Source organism: Roseibium sp. AS2 (assembly GCF_038900065.1).
GTDB lineage: Bacteria > Pseudomonadota > Alphaproteobacteria > Rhizobiales > Stappiaceae > Roseibium.
In genome coordinates, this window is sequence record NZ_JBBMQN010000001.1 from 406,870 (window position 1) to 428,743 (window position 21,874).

The 21,874-nt window shown below is 61.5% G+C and carries 19 protein-coding genes, 1 tRNA gene, 1 pseudogene and 1 other annotated feature; of the genes and pseudogenes, 10 read left to right on the forward strand and 11 right to left on the reverse strand.

What is annotated here, in order from left to right; all coding sequences use genetic code 11:
• Positions 1–56: 56 nt before the first annotated feature.
• Genes yidC through rpmH form a run of 3 tightly spaced genes read right to left on the reverse strand, consistent with a single transcriptional unit; the run spans position 57 to position 2,482 of the window.
• Positions 57–1,880, reverse strand: a complete 1,824-nt coding sequence (gene yidC / locus WNZ15_RS01850) for a membrane protein insertase YidC (RefSeq protein ID WP_342891229.1) — start codon at positions 1,878–1,880, stop codon at positions 57–59.
• Between the two features lie 6 nt (positions 1,881–1,886).
• Complete coding sequence (gene rnpA / locus WNZ15_RS01855) at positions 1,887–2,288, reverse strand: ribonuclease P protein component (protein WP_342891230.1); 402 nt, start codon at positions 2,286–2,288, stop codon at positions 1,887–1,889.
• Positions 2,289–2,347: 59 nt separating this feature from the next.
• Positions 2,348–2,482, reverse strand: coding sequence for a 50S ribosomal protein L34 (gene rpmH / locus WNZ15_RS01860; RefSeq protein WP_342891231.1), 135 nt, complete (start codon positions 2,480–2,482; stop codon positions 2,348–2,350).
• Between the two features lie 359 nt (positions 2,483–2,841).
• Between rpmH and WNZ15_RS01865 the strand changes: the two genes are divergently transcribed.
• The 4 genes from WNZ15_RS01865 to WNZ15_RS01880 all read left to right on the forward strand — a co-directional run bounded on the left by WNZ15_RS01865 (position 2,842) and on the right by WNZ15_RS01880 (position 7,080).
• Entirely contained in the window at positions 2,842–3,627 is a 786-nt protein-coding gene (locus tag WNZ15_RS01865) for a TVP38/TMEM64 family protein (RefSeq protein WP_342891232.1), read from the forward strand.
• 34 nt (positions 3,628–3,661) lie between these two features.
• Positions 3,662–5,092, forward strand: coding sequence for an FAD-dependent oxidoreductase (locus WNZ15_RS01870; RefSeq protein WP_342891233.1), 1,431 nt, complete (start codon positions 3,662–3,664; stop codon positions 5,090–5,092).
• Between the two features lie 119 nt (positions 5,093–5,211).
• A complete protein-coding gene (locus WNZ15_RS01875) occupies positions 5,212–6,684 on the forward strand; it encodes a HAMP domain-containing sensor histidine kinase (RefSeq protein ID WP_342891234.1) in 1,473 nt (490 codons plus the stop codon).
• A gap of 319 nt (positions 6,685–7,003) precedes the next feature.
• Positions 7,004–7,080 (forward strand) — tRNA-Arg (locus WNZ15_RS01880).
• Here WNZ15_RS01880 and WNZ15_RS01885 read toward each other — a convergent pair.
• Positions 7,051–7,260, reverse strand: coding sequence for a hypothetical protein (locus WNZ15_RS01885; RefSeq protein WP_342891235.1), 210 nt, complete (start codon positions 7,258–7,260; stop codon positions 7,051–7,053). The genes WNZ15_RS01880 and WNZ15_RS01885 overlap by 30 nt on opposite strands.
• 477 nt (positions 7,261–7,737) lie before the next feature.
• On the reverse strand, positions 7,738–8,625 hold the full coding sequence (locus tag WNZ15_RS01890) for a hypothetical protein (RefSeq protein WP_342891236.1): 888 nt from the start codon (positions 8,623–8,625) through the stop codon (positions 7,738–7,740).
• Positions 8,626–8,845: 220 nt separating this feature from the next.
• Between WNZ15_RS01890 and WNZ15_RS01895 the strand changes: the two are divergent.
• Positions 8,846–9,450 (forward strand): annotated as a pseudogene (locus tag WNZ15_RS01895) (IS3 family transposase); the annotation flags it as partial.
• Positions 9,127–9,243: a sequence feature (AL1L pseudoknot), on the forward strand. Its footprint overlaps the pseudogene before it by 117 nt.
• Positions 9,451–9,700: 250 nt before the next feature.
• On the opposite strand, the gene WNZ15_RS01900 reads toward WNZ15_RS01895, so the two are convergent.
• The 3 genes from WNZ15_RS01900 to WNZ15_RS01910 all read right to left on the reverse strand — a co-directional run bounded on the left by WNZ15_RS01900 (position 9,701) and on the right by WNZ15_RS01910 (position 11,423).
• Positions 9,701–10,375 carry a 4'-phosphopantetheinyl transferase superfamily protein gene (locus tag WNZ15_RS01900; RefSeq protein WP_342891237.1) on the reverse strand — a complete coding sequence of 225 codons (675 nt, stop codon included), beginning with the start codon at positions 10,373–10,375 and terminating at the stop codon, positions 9,701–9,703.
• Positions 10,376–10,855: 480 nt separating this feature from the next.
• On the reverse strand, positions 10,856–11,083 hold the full coding sequence (locus WNZ15_RS01905) for a hypothetical protein (protein WP_342891238.1): 228 nt from the start codon (positions 11,081–11,083) through the stop codon (positions 10,856–10,858).
• Positions 11,084–11,213: 130 nt separating this feature from the next.
• Positions 11,214–11,423, reverse strand: coding sequence for a cold-shock protein (locus WNZ15_RS01910; protein WP_342891239.1), 210 nt, complete (start codon positions 11,421–11,423; stop codon positions 11,214–11,216).
• 616 nt (positions 11,424–12,039) lie between these two features.
• Between WNZ15_RS01910 and WNZ15_RS01915 the strand changes: the two genes are divergently transcribed.
• From WNZ15_RS01915 to WNZ15_RS01925, 3 genes are read left to right on the forward strand one after another with little or no spacing between them, the layout of a single operon-like run.
• Entirely contained in the window at positions 12,040–13,392 is a 1,353-nt protein-coding gene (locus WNZ15_RS01915; RefSeq protein WP_342891240.1) for an aspartate aminotransferase family protein, read from the forward strand.
• A complete protein-coding gene (locus tag WNZ15_RS01920) occupies positions 13,389–14,474 on the forward strand; it encodes an anhydro-N-acetylmuramic acid kinase (protein ID WP_342891241.1) in 1,086 nt (361 codons plus the stop codon). The genes WNZ15_RS01915 and WNZ15_RS01920 overlap by 4 nt, the downstream gene beginning before the upstream one ends.
• Positions 14,475–14,504: 30 nt before the next feature.
• Positions 14,505–15,866 carry an FAD-dependent oxidoreductase gene (locus tag WNZ15_RS01925; RefSeq protein ID WP_342891242.1) on the forward strand — a complete coding sequence of 454 codons (1,362 nt, stop codon included), beginning with the start codon at positions 14,505–14,507 and terminating at the stop codon, positions 15,864–15,866.
• A 25-nt stretch (positions 15,867–15,891) separates the two neighbouring features.
• Here WNZ15_RS01925 and WNZ15_RS01930 read toward each other — a convergent pair whose 3' ends face one another.
• From WNZ15_RS01930 to WNZ15_RS01940, 3 genes are read right to left on the reverse strand one after another with little or no spacing between them, the layout of a single operon-like run.
• Positions 15,892–16,485 (reverse strand): hypothetical protein, encoded by a 594-nt coding sequence (locus tag WNZ15_RS01930; RefSeq protein WP_342891243.1) that lies wholly within the window; start codon positions 16,483–16,485, stop codon positions 15,892–15,894.
• Between the two features lie 7 nt (positions 16,486–16,492).
• Complete coding sequence (gene dapE, locus WNZ15_RS01935; protein ID WP_342891244.1) at positions 16,493–17,653, reverse strand: succinyl-diaminopimelate desuccinylase; 1,161 nt, start codon at positions 17,651–17,653, stop codon at positions 16,493–16,495.
• Positions 17,654–17,699: 46 nt separating this feature from the next.
• Positions 17,700–18,125, reverse strand: coding sequence for a DUF805 domain-containing protein (locus WNZ15_RS01940; protein WP_342891245.1), 426 nt, complete (start codon positions 18,123–18,125; stop codon positions 17,700–17,702).
• A 209-nt stretch (positions 18,126–18,334) separates the two neighbouring features.
• Between WNZ15_RS01940 and WNZ15_RS01945 the strand changes: the two genes are divergently transcribed.
• Positions 18,335–20,644: a mechanosensitive ion channel domain-containing protein gene (locus tag WNZ15_RS01945; RefSeq protein ID WP_342891246.1), complete on the forward strand. Its 2,310-nt coding sequence runs from the start codon at positions 18,335–18,337 to the stop codon at positions 20,642–20,644.
• A gap of 297 nt (positions 20,645–20,941) precedes the next feature.
• On the forward strand, positions 20,942–21,715 hold the full coding sequence (locus WNZ15_RS01950; protein WP_342891840.1) for a DUF2189 domain-containing protein: 774 nt from the start codon (positions 20,942–20,944) through the stop codon (positions 21,713–21,715).
• Positions 21,716–21,874: the final 159 nt, after the last annotated feature.

Consider the following 21,874-nt stretch of genomic DNA (forward strand, 5'->3'; position numbering starts at 1 on the left):
AAAAAGGCCCCGCCTTGCGGCGGGACCTTTGTATCGCACAGGCTTTACCGGCAGCCTCAGCTTTTGTCTTCAGGCGCCGCTTTCTTGCGTTTGAACAGCGCGCCCAGATTGTCCCACAGCTCCACCTTGACGCCCTGGCGGCGCATGATGACGTATTGCTGGGTCACCGAGAGGGTGTTGTTCCAGGCCCAGTAGATCACCAGACCGGCCGGGAAAGAGGCCAGCATGAAGGTGAACACCACCGGCATCCAGGTGAAGATCATCTGCTGGGTGGGGTCGGGCGGGGCCGGGTTCATCTTCATCTGGATGAACATGGTGATGCCCATGATCAGCGGCCAGACACCCAGCATCAGCATCTGCGGCGGATCCCAGGGGATCAGGCCGAACAGGTTGAAGAGCGTGGTCGGATCCGGCGCGGACAAGTCCTGGATCCAGCCGAAGAACGGCGCATGGCGCATTTCGATGGTGACGAACAGCACCTTGTAGAGCGCGAAGAACACAGGGATCTGCACCAGGATCGGCAGACAGCCGGCCAGGGGGTTGATCTTCTCTTTCTTGTAGAGCTCCATCAGCGCCTGTTGCTGCTTCTGCTTGTCGTCGCCGTATTTCTCGCGGATTTCCGTCATCTGCGGCTGGACGAGCTTCATCTTGCTCATCGAGACGTAGGACTTGTTGGCCAGCGGGAAGAAGATCATCTTGACGATGACTGTCACCACCAGGATGGCGACGCCGAAGTTGCCGAGGAGATGGAAGAAATAGTCGATGGCGAAAAACATCGGCTTGGTCAGGAAGTAGAACCAGCCCCAGTCGATCAGAAGTTCGAAACGCTCGATGCCGAGTGCTTCCTCATATCCGTCGAGCAGCTTGGTTTCCTTGGCCCCCGCGAACAGGTAGGAGCTGCTCTCGCCGGTCTGGCCGGCGGCGACCGTCACGGCATTGCCGAGATAGTCCGCCTGGAAGTTGCCGGTCACGGTCGAATGGCTGAAGCTCGGCTGGAATTCCTCACCCGGAACCGGGATGAGGGTCGACGCCCAGTACTTGTCGGTGATGCCCAGCCAGCCATTGTCCACCTTGGCGGGACGGATCGTACCCTCCTCCTCGACGTCGGAATAATCGACTTCGCTCAGGCCCTCTTCCCCGAAGACGCCGAGCAGACCCTCGTGCAGGATCCAGATGCCGCTTGTTTCGGGAATGCCCTTGCGGGCGATCAGGCCATATGGATAGAGCGTGACGTCTGCGCTGCCATTGTTCTCGACCGACTGGGCGACGGTGAACATGTAGTCGTCGTCGACCGAATAGGTGCGCGTGAAGGTGACACCCGCGCCGTTGTCCCAGGTAAGGGTCAGCGGCGTTTCCGGCGTCAGCCGTGCGCCGTCTTGCGCGGACCACACGGTCTCCGGCCCCGGCAAGGCAACGTCCGCGCCCGGATCGGCCACCCAGCCATAGTCGGTGTAATAGGGGTTGGGGCTGCCGGAGGGGGAAAACAGCGCGATGGTCGGGCTGCTCTTGTCGACCGTCTCGTGATAGTCCTTCAGGCGGAGATCGTCGAAACGGCCGCCCTTCAGGTTGACCGAGCCTTCGAGGCTGGGCGTGTCGATGGTGACGCGATCGGTGGCCGCGAGCGCCTGGTCGCGGCTGGCGAAGGCAGCCTGCTGGCCCGCGGCCGGCGCGGCGGCGTCGCCTCCCTGGGCGCTGGTGAGCGGCTGGGGCGCGTCGGGGTTGACGTTGCCGCCGGCCACGGCGCGCGAGGCTTCCTGCTCGGCAAGGAGCTCGGCCTGCTGGCGATCCATCTGGGGCCCAGCGATAAAATACTGCCAGCCCAGCAGAACAATCAGGGACAGAACGATTGCGAGAATCGTGTTGCGGTTTTCAGAAATCAACTGGAATTACCCCTGTTTCCTGCGCGATGTCGTTTCAGCCTGCCGCGTCGGCCGGCGTGGTTTCCCCCGCCCGCGCGGCGTTTGCGGATCCAGCACCTGGTGTAGGCCAGACTTAAGGTCTGCAACAAGTTTTTGAAAGGGAAGAGTGAGTGCGCTGTCGCGCGCGACCAGCACAAAATCCGCCTGCCGCGGAATATCGTCGGTTGAAAGCGCGGCAACAGCCGACCGCAGCCGCCGCTTGATGCGGCTGCGTGCGACCGAATTTCCGGTCTTCTTGGTGACCGTGTAGCCCACACGGGAGACGTCGTCGCTGTCGCGTTTCAGACCCTGAACGACAAAAGCGCGCCGCCCCAGCCGGCCGCCTTTGGCGACCGCCAGGAATTCGGAGCGCTTTTTCAAAGTGTCCATAGCGGCGAGTCGGTGTTGGCAGACGCCGCCAACCCGGCGCGCTGCGGGCTGATCGCCTGTCAGGCGCTGAGGCTCTTGCGACCCTTCGAACGGCGGCGAGCAAGTATCTGACGGCCATTTTTGGTCGCCATACGTGCGCGGAAGCCGTGACGACGCTTGCGGACAAGACGGCTCGGTTGATACGTACGCTTCATTGTTCTTCCCCGCGCGACTTTGAGCGCGGCCCTTGTTCATTTTTAAATTCTTTGGAGGAAGCACCCGAAGCGCTTCAAAGAGCGCGGCTCCGTCAGCCTGGGTCCGAATGCGTGTCCCGATCGAGCGCGCTTATAAGCGCCAAGCCGCCTCAAGTCAACTTTGCCCGGACAAGAATCTGCGTTTTCGTTTCGATCACGTACAGGTGACCCGCAGAGCCGGGCGCGTCACATATCAGTGAAGCGCGGTTCTTTTTACCATGTTTAAGGTACATCTGCCTATCACGACAAACAGACAGGCCAGATCCTGCACAAAAAAGAGAGACGACGGGAACCGACATGCAGGGAGACGAGGCCGAACAATGACGCTGCCGAAAGACACCAAGCCGGGCGCCGGGAGTACGCCGCCCCCTGCCCTGTCTGCAAGGCTGCGCCGGTGGCTGCCCGTGGCTGCCCTGGTGCTCCTGATGGCCCTCGGTTTCGCCTTCGGCCTGCATGAAACCCTGACCCTGTCGAACCTGATCATGCAGCGCCAGGAGCTGGCGGGATTCGTTGGCGCGCATCTGGGCGTGGCGCTTGCCACCTACCTCGGCCTCTACGCCATTGCCGTGTCCTTGTCGTTTCCCGGCGCGTCCCTGCTGACCATCGCCGGCGGCTTCCTGTTCGGCTGGGTGCTCGGCGGCGTCGCCACCGTCATCGGAGCCACAATCGGGGCCTGCGCCGTGTTCCTGGTGGCCCGTTCGTCCTTCGGGGAGTTGCTGACCGACCGCGCCGGGCCGTTTCTCGCCCGTCTCGCCGAGGGCTTTCGCAAGGACGCCTTCCATTACCTCCTGTTCCTGCGGCTGACACCGATCTTTCCATTCTGGCTGGTCAATATCGCGCCGGCCATATTCCGCATGCCGTTGCCGGCCTATGCGCTCGCCACCTTTGTCGGCATCGTCCCGGGAACCTTCGCCTTCACCTTCATCGGTTCGGGCCTGGACAGCGTGATCGCTGCCCAGGAGGCGGCGAACCCGGGGTGCGCGGCCGCCGGAAATTGCCGGATCGACGTCTCCGCTCTGGTCACGCCGCAGCTTCTGGCGGCCTTCTTCGCGCTCGGTCTGGCAAGCCTCATTCCCCTTGTCCTGAAAAAGCTGCGCACGCGCTGACCTTTCCCAATATCGCACCTGATAGGATTGCCTCATGGCCAAGTTGCTGACCCCGGATATTTGCGTGATCGGAGCCGGGTCCGCCGGTCTTTCGGTCGCCGCCGCCGCCGCCGCATTCGGAGTCGACGTGGTCCTGATCGAGAAAGGCCTTATGGGCGGCGACTGCCTGAATTACGGCTGCGTGCCCTCCAAGGCGCTGCTGGCCGCCGCCAAGGCCGCCGCCGCGGGGCACAAAGCCTCCAGTTTCGGGGTCGGGCCGATGGAACCAACCGTCGACTTCGCCCGCGTCAACGATCACGTCCGGCAGGTGATCGAAGCCATCGAGCCCCATGATTCCCAGGAACGGTTCGAAGGTCTCGGGGTGACGGTTCTGCGCAGCGCCGCCCATTTCACCGGGCCGGACACGGTGCGCGCGGGCGAGACCGAGATCAGGGCCCGCCGATTCGTGATTGCCACGGGCTCGACCGCCCTGGTCCCACCGATTGAAGGGCTGGACAAGGTGCCCTTCCTCACCAACGAATCCCTGTTCGACCTGCGCAGCCTGCCGGAGCATCTGGCCGTTGTCGGCGGCGGGCCGATCGGCCTTGAAATGGCCCAGGCCCACCGCCGTCTCGGCTCGAAGGTCACCGTTCTGGAAGCAAGCCGCGCGCTCGGCAAGGACGACCCGGAGCTGGCGGCGATCGTCCTGGACACCGTGCGCGCCGAAGGTGTCGAAATCCTGGAGCAGACCAGCGTCGAAGGCGTTGCCAGCTCCGGTCAGGGGATTGCCGTCTCGGCGAGGGCGCAGGACGGAACACCGGTCACGCTGGCGGCCAGCCATCTGCTGGTCGCCGTGGGCCGGGCGCCCAATGTGGACGGACTTGGCCTGGAGGCGGCCGGTGTCGATTTCGACCGCAAGGGAATCAGCGTCGACAAGGGCCTGCGCACGTCCAACCGCAGGATCTATGCCATCGGAGATGTGGCCGGCGGGCTGCAGTTCACCCATGTCGCCGGCCATCAGGCCGGTCTGGTCATCCGGTCGATCCTGTTCCGCCTGCCCATCGCCATGCGCAACGACATCGTGCCGTGGGTCACCTACACGGCGCCGGAACTGGGCCACCTGGGTCTTACCGAAGCGCAGGCCCGCGAGAAGTACGGCGACCGTGTCAGGGTGCTGACCGCGGAGTATTCCGGCAATGACAGGGCCCGGGCCGAGGCCCTGACCACGGGCCGGCTGAAACTGATCGCCGGACCGCGCGGACGCCTGCTTGGCGCCGGCATTGCCGGAGCCCAGGCAGGCGAGATCCTGAACCTTCTTTCGCTGGCCCTGTCCAGGAACATGTCCATGAAAGACCTGGCCGGGTTCATCGCGCCCTACCCCACCCTCGGGGAACTGGTGCGCACTGCAGCAATTGCCTACTATGCGCAAGCCCCCAAAAATGCTTGGGTACGCCGGGTGATTGCAATGTTGCGCAAGCTGGGTTGATTGTTTGCCGGTCTCGACAGATGCCGGCGCATGACCCCATCCACCGAGGCTGACAGGTTTCCGGACTTCCGAGATCCTTGAAACCTGGCCGGGGTCATGGACTATTGGAAAGACGTGACATGAAACATGAGGGCCAGCCACGGGGATCGACCGTCCCGCATGACGCTGCGGTCAGTCCTGCCGAGCCCGACGGCAGCTTTGGGCGCTACCGCTTCGGCGGGCTGTCCGGCAAGCTGCTCCTTCTGACCGTCGTGTTCGTGATGCTGGCCGAGGTCTGCATCTACGTTCCCTCGATCGCCAACTTCCGCGATACCTGGCTGATGGACAGGCTGACCACGGCCGGTGTCGCCGCTTCCGTTCTGGCCGAAACCAATACGATCGCTCCGCGCCTGCAGGAAGAATTGCTCAACACCACCGGCGCGCTGGCGATCGCCCTGGACCAGGGCACCCAGCGCAGCCTGATCGCCATGAGCGATGTGCCGGGCGAAGTGGACCTTGTCATCGACATGGCCGATGTCACACCCTGGTCGTCGATCCTGAGCAGTTTCGAGATCCTGACATATCGCGGCGGCGGTGTGATGCGGGTCATCGGGACCGGGCGGATGGGGCACACGGAGCGGGTGGACGTCGTCCTGCCGGTCGGGCTTCTGCAAAAGGACATGCTCGCCTTCTCGGGAAGGATCCTGGCACTGTCCCTGGTGATCTCCATCATCACCGCCAGCCTTGTCTATATCACCTTGAGAGCGCTGTTCATCCGGCCGCTGCGGCGGCTGACGCGCTCCATGGAACACTTTGCCGAAAGCCCGGAAGACGCCTCGCGCATCATCAGGATCTCCGGCCGGCGCGACGAACTCGGCGATGCCGAGATCCGTCTGGCGGCGATGGAAGAGGCCCTGTCCCGCGCCCTGCATCAGAAGCAGCGGCTTGCCGACCTCGGCCTGGCGGTGTCCAAGATCAATCACGATCTGCGCAACCTGCTGGCCTCCGCGCAACTGTTCCTGGAACGCCTGGAACACGTGCCCGACCCGACGGTCAGCCGGCTGGCTCCCAAGATCCTGGCGACGCTCGACCGGGCCGTCGGCTATACGCAGGCGGTGATGTCCTACGGCAAGGCCCAGGAACGCGCGCCGCAACGGCGGCTTCTGGCCCTGTGCCGGGTGGGCGACGATGTCGCCGACGTGCTGGGCCTGGCCGATCATGACAACGTGACATTCGACAACCGGATCCCGGAAGACATCGAGATCGATGCCGATCCGGAGCAGATTTTCCGGGCGCTGCTGAACCTGGTGCGCAACGCCCTGCAGGCGCTTGAGACGGAGCGGGACGAGACGCTGGTGCGCCGGATCACCCTGGAAGCCGCACGCGCGGGCACCTGTGTCCAGGTCCGCATCCGGGACACGGGGCCGGGCATCCCCGGCAACACCAGAAAAGCCCTCTTCAAGGCCTTTCACAGCGGCTCCAAGACAGGCGGGGTCGGCCTCGGGCTGGCAATCGTCGCGGAACTTGTGAAAGCCCATGGCGGCAGCATCCACCTGGATGAAAGCCAGCCTGACACCTGCTTCTGCCTTGAGGTGCCCGACCGGACCGCCTGACCGGAACGCCGGACCGGGCCGCCTGACACGATGTGCCAGACCGGTTTTCCCGACCGATTTTCTGAACGAGATTTCTCAACGGGTTTTTCGGGCCGAGGGAGGCTTCCGGCAACGCCGTCTCGACACGATCGGGCGTGAGGCGCGGGCTTTCCCGGGGAATGTGACAGTTCCTTGAAAAAAGTTCGAAAAGTCGCTTGCAATCCCCGCCTGTCCGCAGTAACTAAGCGCCCTGTCCGGGGCACGCACAAACGCCCCGCAGCGCCTGGACCGGCCATCCCGAGGTTCTTTGAAAAACCCGATGGCAAGGTCTTCGCAATACGCACCGGTAGCTCAGCTGGATAGAGCACCAGACTACGAATCTGGGGGTCAGGGGTTCGAATCCTCTCCGGTGCGCCATTTCTTTTTACCACTGCAAATTCCGCCTAAAGCCTTGAAAGGCACGGCTATTTCCGGTGTTCGAAAACCGTTTTCTCGACAATACGCCAAACGGTCGTCAAAAACCAGTTTTAGCACCGTTTGACGACGCTCAACTTCTCCATTTTCCCATATTTTCCAAGGTCTTGATAAAAGGCCCATGGTGTCTTCGAAAACTGAAGTGGCCCCTGAAACTCGGACAGGTTGCTAAGGTGTACCCCATTGATTTGAAGGGATACGAGAATGGCGAAACGCTGGATTTTTTCGGGGAGCAGGTCAGCAGGTCAAATATCGGAAAATCGGTACTCCGGACAAACTAATGTTTCAACTCGCAGCTGACTTACATGGCAGTTCAATTCCAGAACACCGCTAAGCTTTGCAATTGCTGATCGTAGCTCAATAAGCAGTCGTATTTTTGACTTAGTTAGAAATATTTAGCGGCGCATTCATAGTGTTCACATTGGGCGAATTGTTGCCGTGACTTGTTTGATTGACAATTTCAGAATTATTATTTTGCACTTTTTCGGTTTCACTCAAATCTAAACCGAAGAAACCCAGAACGGTTGCAATTGACGCAAGAGCGGTCAACGCAACGATAACAAACTTAGTGTGACTAGTACTTTTAGTGTTCATTTGTCACTACTCATATCTTGCGACTTTTGCAGAATATTTCATTATTAAATCTCGACCACATACTGCATCGCGAAATCCATCGGTAGTGCTACTAAGGAATCCTATTCTCGTACAGCTATTTTGAATTCCGACAACTTTTCCGCTAGCAAGCCAGATTTCGCAGCTCAGTAAACCCCATCTTTCCCACCAACCACAACGTAAGCTGTCGCTTCTTTTATCTCCGTCTGCATCAAAGCTCAGCACCATGATATCGGTTTTTTCGATGCCATGTTTCTCAAAATCATCAACAGTAAGCTGTACATTTGCAGGCACAAAGGCGTCACCAACCGCGCTTTCGACGACTCGCAGCGCTCCATCAACAACTTCAAACACGGTCATTTTTGATTTATTGTCAGTTTTTCCGTTGCCAATTATAACGCTGTCTACACGTAAACGATATGTCACACCGTGTGGAACTACTTCTGCACTCTGCCAAGACCATAGTTCATCATGCTCTAAGTTCTTAAATACCCCATTCCCGAGATATAAAAGTATTGCATATTTTGGGGCGCAGCAATTGCCGCCTGTGCTCCAGCTATAAAGTAGATCTTCGTACCCATCGTTGTTGAAATCAACTTGCTTGACTACATTGGTCACCCCTACTTCAGGCTGGTAGGCAACATAAGTCACACCATCTACTGAAGCGATAATTATTTCTTCATATATTTTACCTTGTACATCATACTTTATTCTAGTCTTTAGAGGCGTTTTATTTCCTTGATTGAAACATTCAATGCTCACCTCCGCGTTTGCATTCACTATGTTTGGGCTACAATCCCCGTACGAAGTTTGATTTTGTGCATAACTGATCGTTGCCCAAAGAAGGAAAAGAAGTCCTGCAATAATACGGTACATGCGGATTCATACCTTGATGATTTAGCGAGTCAGCAAGGAGTTTATGGCTACTCGCATGAATTGCAAAGCGTCAAAGCTGCTGAGCTGTCGCTCTCCACCAAGGTAGTTTTTTCCCGGCTTCTCGCCTCTTTTGACGTTTATCATCTGTCACGCAGAACCGTGGATATGAACCGCCCCGGGTTTGCCGGAGGTTCCAACTTCCTGAGTAGGATGGAGCACCATGAGCAAAACGACGAACAAGTTTTCCCCTGAAGTACGTGAACGAGCGGTCCGCCTTGTGCTGGATAATGAGAGCCAGCACGGGTCACGCTGGCAGGCGATCGTTTCAATTGCGGCGAAGATCGGTTGCTCGGCGCACACACTGAACGAGTGGGTGAAGAAGGCCGAGGTGAACAACGGCTCCAGGCCGGGTATCCCGAGCGAGATGACCGATAAGATGAAGGCTCTGGAGCGGGAAAACCGTGAGCTTCGCCAGGCCAATGAGATCCTGCGTAAGGCGTCTGCTTATTTTGCTCAGGCGGAGCTCGACCGCCCACTGAAGCGATGATTTCCTTCATTGATGAACACCGTTCGGTGCTCGGGGTCGAGCCGATCTGCAAACTGCTGCCGATTGCCCCGTCGACTTATTACCATGCCATCGCCAAACGGGTCGATGCGGGTCGTCTGTCGGCGCGTGCTCGCCGCGATATCGCTCTGAAGATCGAGATCCGTCGTGTGTTCGAAGAGAACTTCCGGGTCTATGGGGTGCGCAAGGTCTGGCGGCAATTGCAGCGGGAGGGCTTCGATGTCGCCCGTTGCACCGTGGCGCGGCTCATGAGGCCGCTCCTCCTTGCATTCGAACCGACGCGGTTTTGCCTCCACCCGACGGCATCGAATGCGCCAAAATGGTTTTGCAGGAACCAGAGCGATGGCGGCATCCACGTCAGAGAGCCCCATATTGGCGATTGATCCTGCCAAGGGCAGTTCCCAGGTTTGCGGGGCCGGAGCGGACGGCGCTGTTGTATTCAACAAGTCGGCGTCGCGGCGCAAAAGAGCCTGGTTCGGACTGTCTGATCGAAGCCGGTGCGGTGCAGAACTAGCCGGGAACAAGGTCGCTGGGGCAAAGGTCGACACGGCTCACCCCGTTCAACCTGCTTCTCGCTGCAAGCGCGAACCAGTGAGCTCCGATGCGTGTGCTTTCGAGCCACCAGTCTTGTGGCGCTCCATGATCTGGCGGCAGGGTGACGAGCTGTGGCTTGTGATCGGCGAAGCCAATCTGTTTCGGAGGCATGGAGAAACCCAGGCCGGTCGCTTTCATCACCGCCTCCTTCGCGGTCCAGAGTTGAAAGAACCGTTCAAGCGGCTCGGGACACTTGCCAATCTCCTCGATCTCCTCCTGGCAAAAGACAGCACGCGCAACACTTTCGCGGTCGCGAAGGTCGCGTACCAATTCGACATCGACGCCGATCTCGAGCTCCCTTGAGATTGCGACCGCAGCCAGGCCTTCGGTATGGCTGACGTTAAACCGAATGGACGATCCGGGCAGAAATGGCTTGCCGTAGTCATTCAGAGCGAATTCGCGAGCCACCACCCCATGCCGACCAAGTGCGTGATGAAGCAGGGCGTGGGCGACGATGTAGAGCCGCCGTGCATCCTGCACGACGAAGCGATCTGCCCGGGCACGTTCTTCGGCAATCAGCTGCGCCGAAATCGACGGCAGCAAGGCGTCGTCGGCAGGACTGACCGGACACAGGAAAACGGTGACATCCATCGGCACAGGGTAATCCGTTCATGCAGCATCGGCTATCACCGTGAGCCTGCGCCAAAGAGTTTTTCACGGGCCTGTGCGGTGCTGCCGAAGAACTCAGGCAAGCACCGAACTGTCCGGACCTTCATGCCCAAATCCCGAATTGGTCCTGGCGGATTTCGATCATTGCGCCCGATGTGGATCTGGTGAACTTTCCGGCCGGACCCAGCAACCCCTCGCAACCGGAGTGACATGCTCGCGTCTGCATCCCTGGCCAAGAGGGCATTCTCCGGCGGCAGCGGTTGGTCTCGGAAACTCCGGCTGTCCAGCGACACGGGTGCCTGGCACAACAGTCTCTTCAGTGCGTCTGCGTCTTCGGGAAAATCTGCCCGGCGTGTTTCCGTTGGGCAGGTGATGCCTGGTTCCAGCCGAAAAATCGGCGCGCCCTGTATTTGATATCGGGCTACGCGCCGGTTTCTCTGAGGGGTGCAGGCAATGGTCGCCTCAGGAAGCGGACCGTTTGCGTTTTTTTGTCTTGCCGGCCGGTTCCGGAGCCGGCTGGTCCGCCTGCATGGCCAGGCGCGCCGCGCGCAGTTTATTGGTCTTCGCTTCGCGCAGGTCTACTTCTGCCTGCAGGATCTCCTGCGAAATCCGCTTGGTCGTTTCAGCCTTTGATTCCGCTGTCTCCCGCCGTGTCCGGCTGAGCTTGCCGTCGGTGGTCTCCGTGGACATGACTTCCGATCCTTTCAAAGGTGCGCATCAAAAAGTGCGCATAAAAAAAGGCCGGGAAATTTCCCGACCTTTCGTCTCATCCGTCTAGTCCCTGCCAGTACATCCGTGGTCAGGGACCGGGGACGAAGCCTTAAACGGCCTGCAGGTTGTCAGCAGCGGACTTGCCGGAGCGACGGTCCTGGACAACGTCAAAGCTGACCTTCTGGCCTTCGACGAGCGGCGGCATGCCAGCGCGCTCGACAGCGGAGATGTGAACGAACACGTCTGCAGCGCCATCGTCCGGCTGAATGAAGCCGAAGCCTTTGGTGGAGTTGAAGAATTTAACGGTTCCAACGGTCATAACGATTACCTTTCAATCGGTCATGAATGTATGCATGCCACTAAGTTTGCGCGACAATGCGGTTAGGTCGACGTTGATAGGGAAGATCGTTCGGGCCGCGGCACGCCGCGCAGTCACAAAGTTCGTCAAACAATATCGATGAGCTTTGTCTAGGCGAAAACAATGGTAAAAACAAGGCAGATTACAAAAAATAGTCCGACTTTTTCTCGTTTATGCAATTTCAGCGCGTATCCTCCGGCAGGGTTTCGTCAAGAAAGCCTTGTATCCCCCCAAAAAACGCAAGGTTACCCGAATGTTTCGGGCGCGGCGGCACGTGCCCGGCGGACCTTCCGCCCCCTTGCCCGCGGCTTGCCCAGTTGAAAGGGCCCAGTTGAAAGGGACCCTGGAGAGAGCCCTTTGCGTCTGCTCCCCCCTGGCTGCGATGGTGACGCGATCTCGAGGGGCGGCAGCACCTGGTTCCGCGAGCCTGTTTTTCCCACGGCACCGATTGCCCGTTCGCACGGGTGGGACTAGGGTCCCTACCCTGACGTGGTCCTGACCGCGCCGGCACCGCCGTGTCGCCCTGCGGATGGGGCGTCCTGCGGATCTTATCATTGCTCACGACATGAGGCCTCCCATGGCGCAGTTGCCAAATTCACTCGAAGCCCGCGATTCCGCCAGTCAGCTTCACTCCTATGCCGATGCCCGCCGGCAGGAGGAGACCGGCGCGCTGGTCATTGAAAAAGGCGACGGCATCTATGTCGAGGACATCGGCGGCAAGCGTTACATTGAAGGCATGGCCGGTCTGTGGAGCGTAGCGGTCGGCTTCGGCGAAAAGCGTCTTGTCGACGCGGCCACCCGCCAGATGCAGAAGCTGCCCTATTATCACACCTTCACCTACAAGACCCACGGCCCGTCGATCGAACTTGCCGAAAAGCTGATCGAGATGGCGCCGGTGCCGATGTCGAAGGTCTATTTCACCAACTCCGGCTCCGAGGCCAACGACACCGCGATCAAGCTGATCTGGTACCGCTCCAACGCGCTCGGCCAGCCGCAGCGCAAGAAGATCATTTCCCGGGTGCGCGGCTATCACGGGGTCACGCTCGCTTCGGCCAGCCTGACCGGACTGGTCAACAATCACCGGTCCTTCGATCTTCCGATCCCCCAGGTCCTGCACACCACCTGTCCTCATTACCACACCATGAAGAAGGACGGGGAAAGCGAAGCGGATTTCGCCGGGAGATGCGCGCTGGATCTTGAGGACATGATCCTGGCCGAAGGCCCGGAAACGATCGCCGCTTTCTTCGCCGAGCCAGTCATGGGCGCCGGCGGCGTCATCGTACCGCCGGACGGTTATTGGCAGGCGGTGCAGCCGGTCCTGAAGAAATACGGCATCCTGTTCGTCGCGGACGAGGTCATCTGCGGCTTTGGCCGCACGGGCAACATGTTCGGGACCCAGACCTATGATCTCAAGCCGGACATGATGACACTGTCCAAGGCGCTGTCGTCTTCCTACCAGCCGATTTCCGCGCTGCTGATCAATGACGCCGTCTACCAGACGATCGCCGATGAAAGCCACAGGATCGGTGTGCTCGGTCACGGCTACACCGGCAGCGGTCATCCGGTGGCGGCCGCCGTCGCGCTGGAGAACCTGAAGATCATCGAGGAGCGCGACCTGGTCGGCCATGTGAAGGCCGTGGCGCCGGTGTTCCAGAAGCGCCTCGCCGAACTGGCGGAAAACCCGCTGGTGGTCGAGACCCGCGGCATCGGCCTGATCGGGGCCGCCGAATTGTCTCATGCAGCCCTGGCCGAAACCCCCGGCGCCCTGGGCGTCAGAACCAACGCGGAATTCCAGGACAGGGGCCTGATCTCGCGCAACATGCTCGATGCCATGGCCTTCTGCCCGCCGCTGATCATCACCGAGGCGCAGGTGAACGAGATGTTCGACATTGCCCGGGCCGGCCTGGACGCTGTCGCGGAGAGCCTATGACCACCTGGTCTGTCGTCGGCACCATAAGCGGAACGTCCGCCGATGGAATTGATCTGGCGGAAATTGAAACCGGCGGCACAACCGTATCCCGTTTCGGCCCGGCCGAGACGGTGGCCTACCGGCCCGAGACGAAACGGCGCGTGCTGGAGGCGGCGGCAGGCAAGGGAACCCGGCGCGACGCCTGGCCCGATCTTGCCCGGGTCGTCACGCAGGACCACGCCGCAGCGCTCCGCAATTTTCTGGACAAGCACGGCCTTCGCCCCGATGCCGTCGTGTTTCACGGCCAGACGGTCTGGCACGACCCGACGGCGGGTGAAACGGTGCAGCTCGGCGATCCGCAGGCCCTCGCCAATGCGTTGCAGGTGCCGGTGATCGGCGACGTCCGGCTTGCGGACATGGCCGCGGGCGGGCAAGGAGCCCCCCTGGTGCCCGTGTACCACCAGGCCCTGACGCGGTCCCCGGTCGGTCAGGACAGGCAACCGCTGTGCTTTCTGAATATCGGCGGGGTCTCCAACCTGACCTATGTCGACGGTGACCGCCTGCTGGCTTTCGACATCGGCCCGGGCAACGCGCTTCTCGACGACTGGATCCGCCATCACGGCGCGGGGGACTACGACGCGGGCGGCGCGATCTCCGCCAGGGGGCAGGTGGATGAGACCAGGCTGCGGCAGGCACTGGAACATCCGTTTCTGGGCGCGCCCGGACCGAAATCCCTCGACCGCTACAGTTTCTCCGGAGCTTTTGCCGAAGGCCTCGGCCTTGAGGATGGTGCGGCGACGCTGCTGGCCTTCACCGCGCAGGCTATCGCGAAGTCGGAGAGCCTGCTGCCGCGGGTCCCGCGCCTCTGGATCGTCTGCGGCGGCGGCCGGCACAATCCGGTTCTGATGGGCGCACTGGCGGATCTGCTTGCCGGGGACGTCGCCACCTCGGACATGTTCCGGATCGACGGCGATGCGCTTGAAGCACAGGCGATGGCGTTTCTGGGCGGGCGGCTGATGGCCGGATTGCCGACAACCTATCCTGAAACCACCGGCACGGCCCTTCCGGTGGTCGGCGGCAAGCTTTATACGCCCGGGTCCTGACCGGCCCTTCAAGAACTTCAGTGAGCATGCATGAAAACGATCCCCGAGCCCGCGCGCGACATCGACGTGATCCACGAAACCGATGTGCTCGTGGTCGGCTCCGGACCGGGTGGCCTGGCGGCCGCTCTCGGCGCGGCCCGCGCAGGCGTGAATGTCACCCTGGTTGAGCGCTTCGGCTGTTTCGGCGGCAATATCACGGCCGTCGGTGTCGAGGGGTTTGCCTGGTACAGGCACGAAAAGACCGTCGACACGGAAGGCGTCGGCCGGGAATTCGAGGATCGCGCCAGGCAGGCGGGGGCCGCGACACCGGAACCGCAATCCGACAGCCATGCCATCGACGCGGAAGGCTTCAAGCTGGTCGCCGACACGCTGGTCGAGGAAGCCGGAATTCACCCGATGCTGCACCGGGCATTCGCCGCGCCGATCATGGACGGCAACGAGATCCGCGGCATCATCACCGAAAGCAAGGCGGGCCGCGAGGCGATCCTGGCTCGGAAAGTGATCGACGCCACCGGCGACGCCGATGTCGCCTTCCGGGCGGGAGCCCTGACCCGAAAGACACCTGTGGAGGAGATGCAGGCGGCGTCCGTCATGTTCTCAATGAACGGTGTCGACAAGCGCAAGTTCATCGAAGCCGTCAAGGCCGATCCGCAGACCTACAAGGACTGGGAAAGCGGCGAATGGTCGGTGGAGACCACCGGCAAGGAAGACACGATGTTCTCACCGTTCCTGCGCAAGCCGTTCGAACAGGCCATGGAAGCCGGCGTCATCCCGGCGGCCCTGTCGACCATTTCCGGAACCTGGGGTGCGATCTATGACAGCGGCGACCTCACCTATCTCAACCTGGTGCATCTGCCTGAATGCGACGGCACCGATCCCGGCTCGATGACCAGGAACGAGATCGAGGGCCGCCGCCAGGCGATGCTGGCGGTCGAGGCGCTGAAACGCTATCAGCCCGGCTGCGACACGGCGAAACTGCGCAATTTCGGCATGACCATCGGCATCCGCGACACGCGCAAGATCCTGGCCGCCTACGACATGACGGGAGGGGACGTACGCGGCCAGGGCCGGTTCGAGGACAGTGTCGGCATCTTCCCGGAATTCATCGACGGCTACGGCATCCTGATCCTGCCGACCACGGGCCGCTATTTTCAGCTTCCCTACCGCACGATGCTGCCGCAGGGCGTGAAGAACCTGCTGGTCGCCGGCCGCGCCACCGGCGGCGACAGGACCAGCCACGCCGCCACCCGCAACATGATGTGCTGCACGGTGACCGGACAGGGCGCGGGTGTCGCCGCCGCGCTGTCGGTCAAGCACGGACTGGATCTGGAAGCGATGGATATCTCGCTGTTGCAGAGCGAACTGAAGCGGCAGGGCGTGCGGCTGCACTAAGGCCGCCCGCCTGTGACCGGCTGTCCTAACCGCCCCACATCAGCCCGACGATCTGGGAGATCACCAGGGTCATCAGCACTTCCAGAACGACGATGCCAATGGACAGGCTGATGCCGGTCTGAAGGGCGATGCGAGCAACCTGATACCGGTACCAGATCACGGCCACCAGGCAGGTCAGCGAGAACAGCACGGCAAAGCCCGGGCTGATCACGCCGAGCAGGAACAGCAGATAGGTAACAAGGTAGGGAATTGACGCCAGCAAGCTGGTCCAGTTGTGCACCACGATGAAGGGCACGTAGCGGTGCGAGATGCCCATCGGAACCGCCAGCACCGCCAGGACAGCCGGGAGCGCAAGCCAGTCGGCCCCCAGACCGACCGCCTGCGCGAACCAGAACGCGTCACCTGGAAAACTGTCCGGGTGATAAAGGTTCTCGATGAAATAGAAGCGTTGCTCGGCCAGACCGCTGACCAGAAATGCCGGCACCAGCAGAAAGATCACCAGGAACGAGCGCCAGAACCCGCCGATCGACTGGTCGAAAAACGCCATGCCTTCCGGCCGGTTGCGCAGAAGCAGCCAGGACCCGTCCAGTGCCGCGCGAATTTCGCCCAAACCGATCAAATGCCGTTCACCCCTGAAAAAAACTGTCCAGAAATCTCTTGTAGACCGCAGTCAGCCGCTCCAGATCGCTGACGGCGACACATTCATCGACCTTGTGCATCGTCTGCCCCACCAGACCGAACTCCACTACCGGACAGTAGTTCTTAATAAACCGTGCATCGGACGTGCCGCCTCCGGTCGACAGCTCAGGTGTGCGGCCGGTTACAGCCGCGACCGCATCGCTGAGCGCCGCGATCAGCGTCTCGTCCCGCGTCAGGAATGATTCACTGGCATCGCGCTTGAACTCAAGTCCCAGTTCGAGTTTTCCAGTATCGACCTGTTCCAGCGTCTGCCGGATCCTGTCCTTGAGGGCCCCGAGCGTCCAGGCGTCGTTGAAGCGGACGTTGAAGCGGGCTTCTGCGCGGGCGGGAATGACGTTGAAGGCCGAGTTGCCGACATCCACGGAGACAAGCTCCAGATTGGACGGCTGAAAACGGTCGTTGCCGTTGTCGAGCACGAGCGCGTCGAGCGCCGCCATCAGGCGCACGAGACCCGGGATCGGATTGTCGGCCAGATGCGGATAGGCAACATGCCCCTGGGTGCCGGTGACGGAGACCGTTCCGGAGAGCGACCCGCGCCGGCCGACCTTGATGGCATCGCCGAGTGTCTCCGGATTGGTCGGCTCACCGACGATACAGGCATCGAAGACATGCCCCTGTGCCTTCGCCCATTCAAGCAGCTTGACCGTGCCGTTGACCGCGGGCCCTTCCTCGTCGCCGGTGATGAGAAAGGAGAGTGTTCCGCCGAAGCCGGTGCCCTGTTCAGCGACGAAATCGAGGGCGGCGGCCGCGAAGGCGGCGATACCGCCCTTCATGTCGACGGCACCTCGGCCATACAGCATGCCATCCTCGATCGCCGCCTCGAAGGGGCTGTGACGCCAATCACCCGCCGCGCCCGCCGGAACCACGTCCGTGTGGCCTGCGAAGACGAAATGGGGCGCGCCGGTGCCGACGGAGGCGAACAGATTGTCCACGTCCGGAGTGTCCGTGTCCTGGAACGTGACCCTGGAGACGGCGAAGCCGGCGGAAGCGAGCAGCCGTTCCAGCGTTTCCAGAGCGCCGCCTTCGGCAGGCGTGACCGAGGGACAACGGATCAGGTCCTGAGCGATGGCAACGGCGGAGGAAGGCATGAAATCGGTCTCTCGGTATGGACGTTGGTCGGCGGCAACGCAGCAGTCAGCGCTTGCGCCAGTAGCTGTTGGGAAGCGGACCGTGCCGGTTGGGCGCGGCCTGGCTCGGCACCAGGCCCAGAACGATCAGCATGATCAGGCTGATAACCGGAACGAAAATCAGCAGGGCCAGAAAGCCGCTCTGACCGACATCCTGCAAGCGCTTGATCACCAGCGCCAGCTGGAACCATTGCAGCACCAGGATCAGCACCGGAAACAGCGGATTGGTGTTGATGAAGTCTCCCGCCAGCAGGGCCTCAGGCGTCGGGGTGCCGGGCTCGGAAAGCCACCAGATCCTCATCGCGATGCAGAAAATGATCCAGATGATCGCGAAACAGAGCCAGTAGGGCTCACGTCCGATGCGGCCGATCGGACTGAGCAGTGCCCAGAGGGGCCCCGGGGAAATGTTCGCGCTTGGTGGAGGGGTATTCATTCATCCCGCTCTTGCTGATGGGTCTGGCAAGGAGGTAGACGCATAAACGGCATGGATCAAGCTCTGTCATGCAACTGGTGGATCGCCGCTGGTTCCAGCGAACTCATACATCAAGCTATCTCGCATTGATTACGCTGCGTTTTTTGGTGGATTTCAAGCATTTGCTGTGTCAACTCTAAGGCCGTGCAGATTGAGATAAAGAAGGGGGCATGCCGATGACCGGTGCCAGGAAGCCAAGATCAACCGCCTCGGGAACCTTCTGTGCGACCATCCGGGCGTCCGCCCTCGCCTTCGTCGCCGCCTTTTCTCTGGCCTGCCTTCTGACCGGGATCCTGATGCCGCCGCTGAGCGCCGCCGCGCAGGAAAGCGCAGCGGAACTGCCGCCGGAATTGCGCACGGAAGCGTTGGAAAAGCTTGTTTCCGACCTTGATCCCGAGCAGGTCAGGGCGCTGGCCGACCTGATGACACTCCTGCAGCAAGGTGCGACGGCAAACAACGCCGCCGAGGCACCCTCGGTCGAAACGCCGGGGCTTGCCGATCAGGCCGTTGCGATGATCGACCGGTTCGGCACCATGGTCGCGGAGCATTTCCGGAGCCTGCCGGCACTCTTTACCGCGGTTCTGACAGCGGTCGGTGCGCTTTTCGCCGGCAGTGTTGCCGGCCCGGTGCATATACTGGCCGGTGCTGTCGCCCTGATCCTGGTGGCAGGTTTGACCGCGGAATATCTGGTCAACCGTCGCTTTGCCGCCCGGCGCGACAGGATCCGGGCCCGGCAACCGGAAAACCTGTTTGAAACAGTCAAACTGGTGTCCGCCCGTGCGGGCCTGGACCTCGGCGGCCTGATCGTCTTTGCCATCGTGGCCTTCGCTGTCGGCCGGATGGCCATCCTGGATCCGTCAACCCGCATCTTCGCCTTCCAGGTCGTTTACTGGATCGTGCTTCTGCCCCGGCTCGTGGCGGCACTTCTGCGCTTTGCCCTTGCCCCGCACCGAAGGGAGCTGCGGCTGGTCACCGCGGACGATGCCACCGCCAAATCGCTCTACCGCAACTTCACGATCCTTTTTGTCCTTGTCGGCGTGATCTTCGTGCTGCGCAACATCATGCTCGCGTCGGGCGAGATCGGCGTTGCAGGCACGTTCCGTTTCTTTTTCGGCCTCGGCGTCAATGTCTGGATCATCGTGGTGATCTGGAAGGCGCGTCACGGCCTGACAAGCATCATCCTGGGCGACGACTCCGATCCGACCAGCGGGCTGGAACGCATGGCCCGGTTCTGGCCGTATTTCTCCATGGCGTTCATTGCCTTCAACTGGCTTCTGGTGCAGGTCACTGCCAGCATGGGAATCGAGGCCCTGACGGCGGGCCGCTCTCTGGGTGTTATCGCGCTGGTTGTGTTCGCGCCGTTCCTCGACACGATGGTGCGCGGTATCGTGTCTCATATCATCCCCCCCATGCAGGGCGAAGGTCCGGTTGCCGAGGCGGCGCACCAGCAGACGCGGCACAGTTATGTGCGCATTGCGCGCGTCGCCCTGCTTGCGTTTCTGATCCTGGTGGTCGGGCGCATCTATGGCCTGAACCTGCTCGCTTTCGGCAGTGACAGCGGCTCGGCGGTCGCGCGCGGAAGCGTGATTTTCCTGCTGATCCTGGCCGCCGGCTATCTGGCCTGGGAGATCACCAATCTCTGGGTGTCCCATCAGCTGGCCAAGGACTCGCCTCCGACGGAAACACAGGACGACGATGCCGAGATGGGCGGAGCCGGCAAATCGCGCTTGGCGACCATCCTGCCGCTGATCCGCGTGGTGCTTCAGATCACCATTCTCACGCTCACCGGCTTGCTGGCGCTCAGCCAGCTCGGCATCAACATCACGCCGCTTCTGGCGGGAGCCGGCGTGGTCGGCCTGGCGGTCGGCTTCGGCGCGCAGACCCTTGTCCGCGATGTCGTCGCCGGCATCTTCTTCCTGATGGACGACGCCTTCCGGCTGGGCGAATTCATCGACGCCGGCGGAACCATGGGGTCCATCGAGAAGATCTCGATCCGGTCGCTGCAATTGCGGGGCACCCGCGGTGCGGTTCACATCGTGCCCTATGGCGAGATCCCCAAACTCACCAATCTCTCCCGCGACTGGGTGATCATGAAACTGAAATTCACCGTCCCGTTCGACACGGACGTCGAAAAGGTGCGCAAACTGTTCAAGAAGATCGGCCAGGACATCATGGAGATGGAAGAATACAAGGACGACATCCTGGCGCCCTTCAAGGGTCAGGGGGTCGCCGACGTTGACGATGTCGGCATCGTTGTGCGCGGCAAGTTCACCACCAAGCCCGGCAAGCAATTCGGCGTGCGCAAGGAAATCTACAAGCGCGTGCAGCAGACTTTCGAGGAGAACGACATCCAGTTCGCCCGCAAGGAAGTCCGCGTGCAGATCCCGGAAAATGCCAATCTGGACGACAAGCAGAGAGAAACCGTCGCCGCTGCGGCCGCGGCAGCCGCGGCGACGGAGATCAAGCCGGCAGCGCAATAACGCGCGTCGGCGGGTGCCCCGTCCCCGCCGCCTCCACATTCTCGCCGCAGCGCGCGCTTTCTGCTGCGCCGACGAAGCCGGAAATGGAATGCAAACCGGCTGAACCGACATTTGTAAGTCCTTCTCCCGATTGAGCGGGCGCTCCTTCCGTGCCTAGTATTGCAGGCCCGCCGGTCGCAGGCGGGCGTGGAGCTTTTGGGAGGAGGCTGGCGCATGAACGAAAAGACTTCGATCCCCGACGATACCTCGACGCCGGACGGTGCATCCGGGGCGTTCTCAGGGGACGGGCTGAAGCCCATGCCCAGGGTGAACAGGATCACCGTCAACGACGTGATCGACGCGCTGGCGGCCGGGCTGTCCGATTTCCGCGCGGCGCCTGTCTATGGCCTCACCATCGGGGCGTTTTTCGCAGTTGGCGGCCTGTTCGTGATCCTGAGCGCGGCGGCACTCAACATGAGCTACCTGTCCTATCCGGCCGCCGCCGGTTTCGTCCTGATCGGCCCTTTCGCCGCAGTCGGTCTCTATGAGGTCAGCCGCAGGCTGGCGAGCGGCCAGGAGATCTCCTGGTCCAAAGTCTTCGGCACCATGTGGGCACAGAAGGGCCGGGAGCTGTCCTGGATGGCGTTTGTCGTGCTGTTCATCCAGATCATGTGGATGTACCAGGTGCGCCTGCTGCTGGCTCTCTTTCTCGGCTTCCGCTCTTTTGCGTCCTTCGAGGAGTTCCTGACCGAGCTGATCACCACGCCGGAAGGGCTGATGTTTCTCGCAATCGGCCATGTGGTCGGCGCCGTGCTGTCGCTGCTCCTGTTCTCCCTGACGGTCATCTCGTTTCCGCTGCTGCTGGAGGAGGACCGCGACTTCATCACCGCCATGATCACCAGCGTGCGCGCAGTCGTGACCTCGCCGGTGCCGATGATCGGCTGGGCTTTCGTGGTCACCGCTGTCCTGATTGTCTCCATGGCCCCGGCCTTTCTCGGCCTGATCGTCACCCTGCCTGTGCTGGGGCACACGACATGGCACCTTTACCGGAAATGCGTGGCGGCTCCGGAGGAAAACGCGGACCGAAACTGAAGGCCACCGGATGGTGCCCGAACCGGGCCAGGACCGGACCCCGTTCGGGCCCAGACCAGGCAAAGACCGACCCCGGACCACTCCAGGGGGCCGGTGCGCAGTCTTGACTCTTTTCCAAATGACATCGACAAGCATGTCCCAGCCTGGCCGGACGCCCGC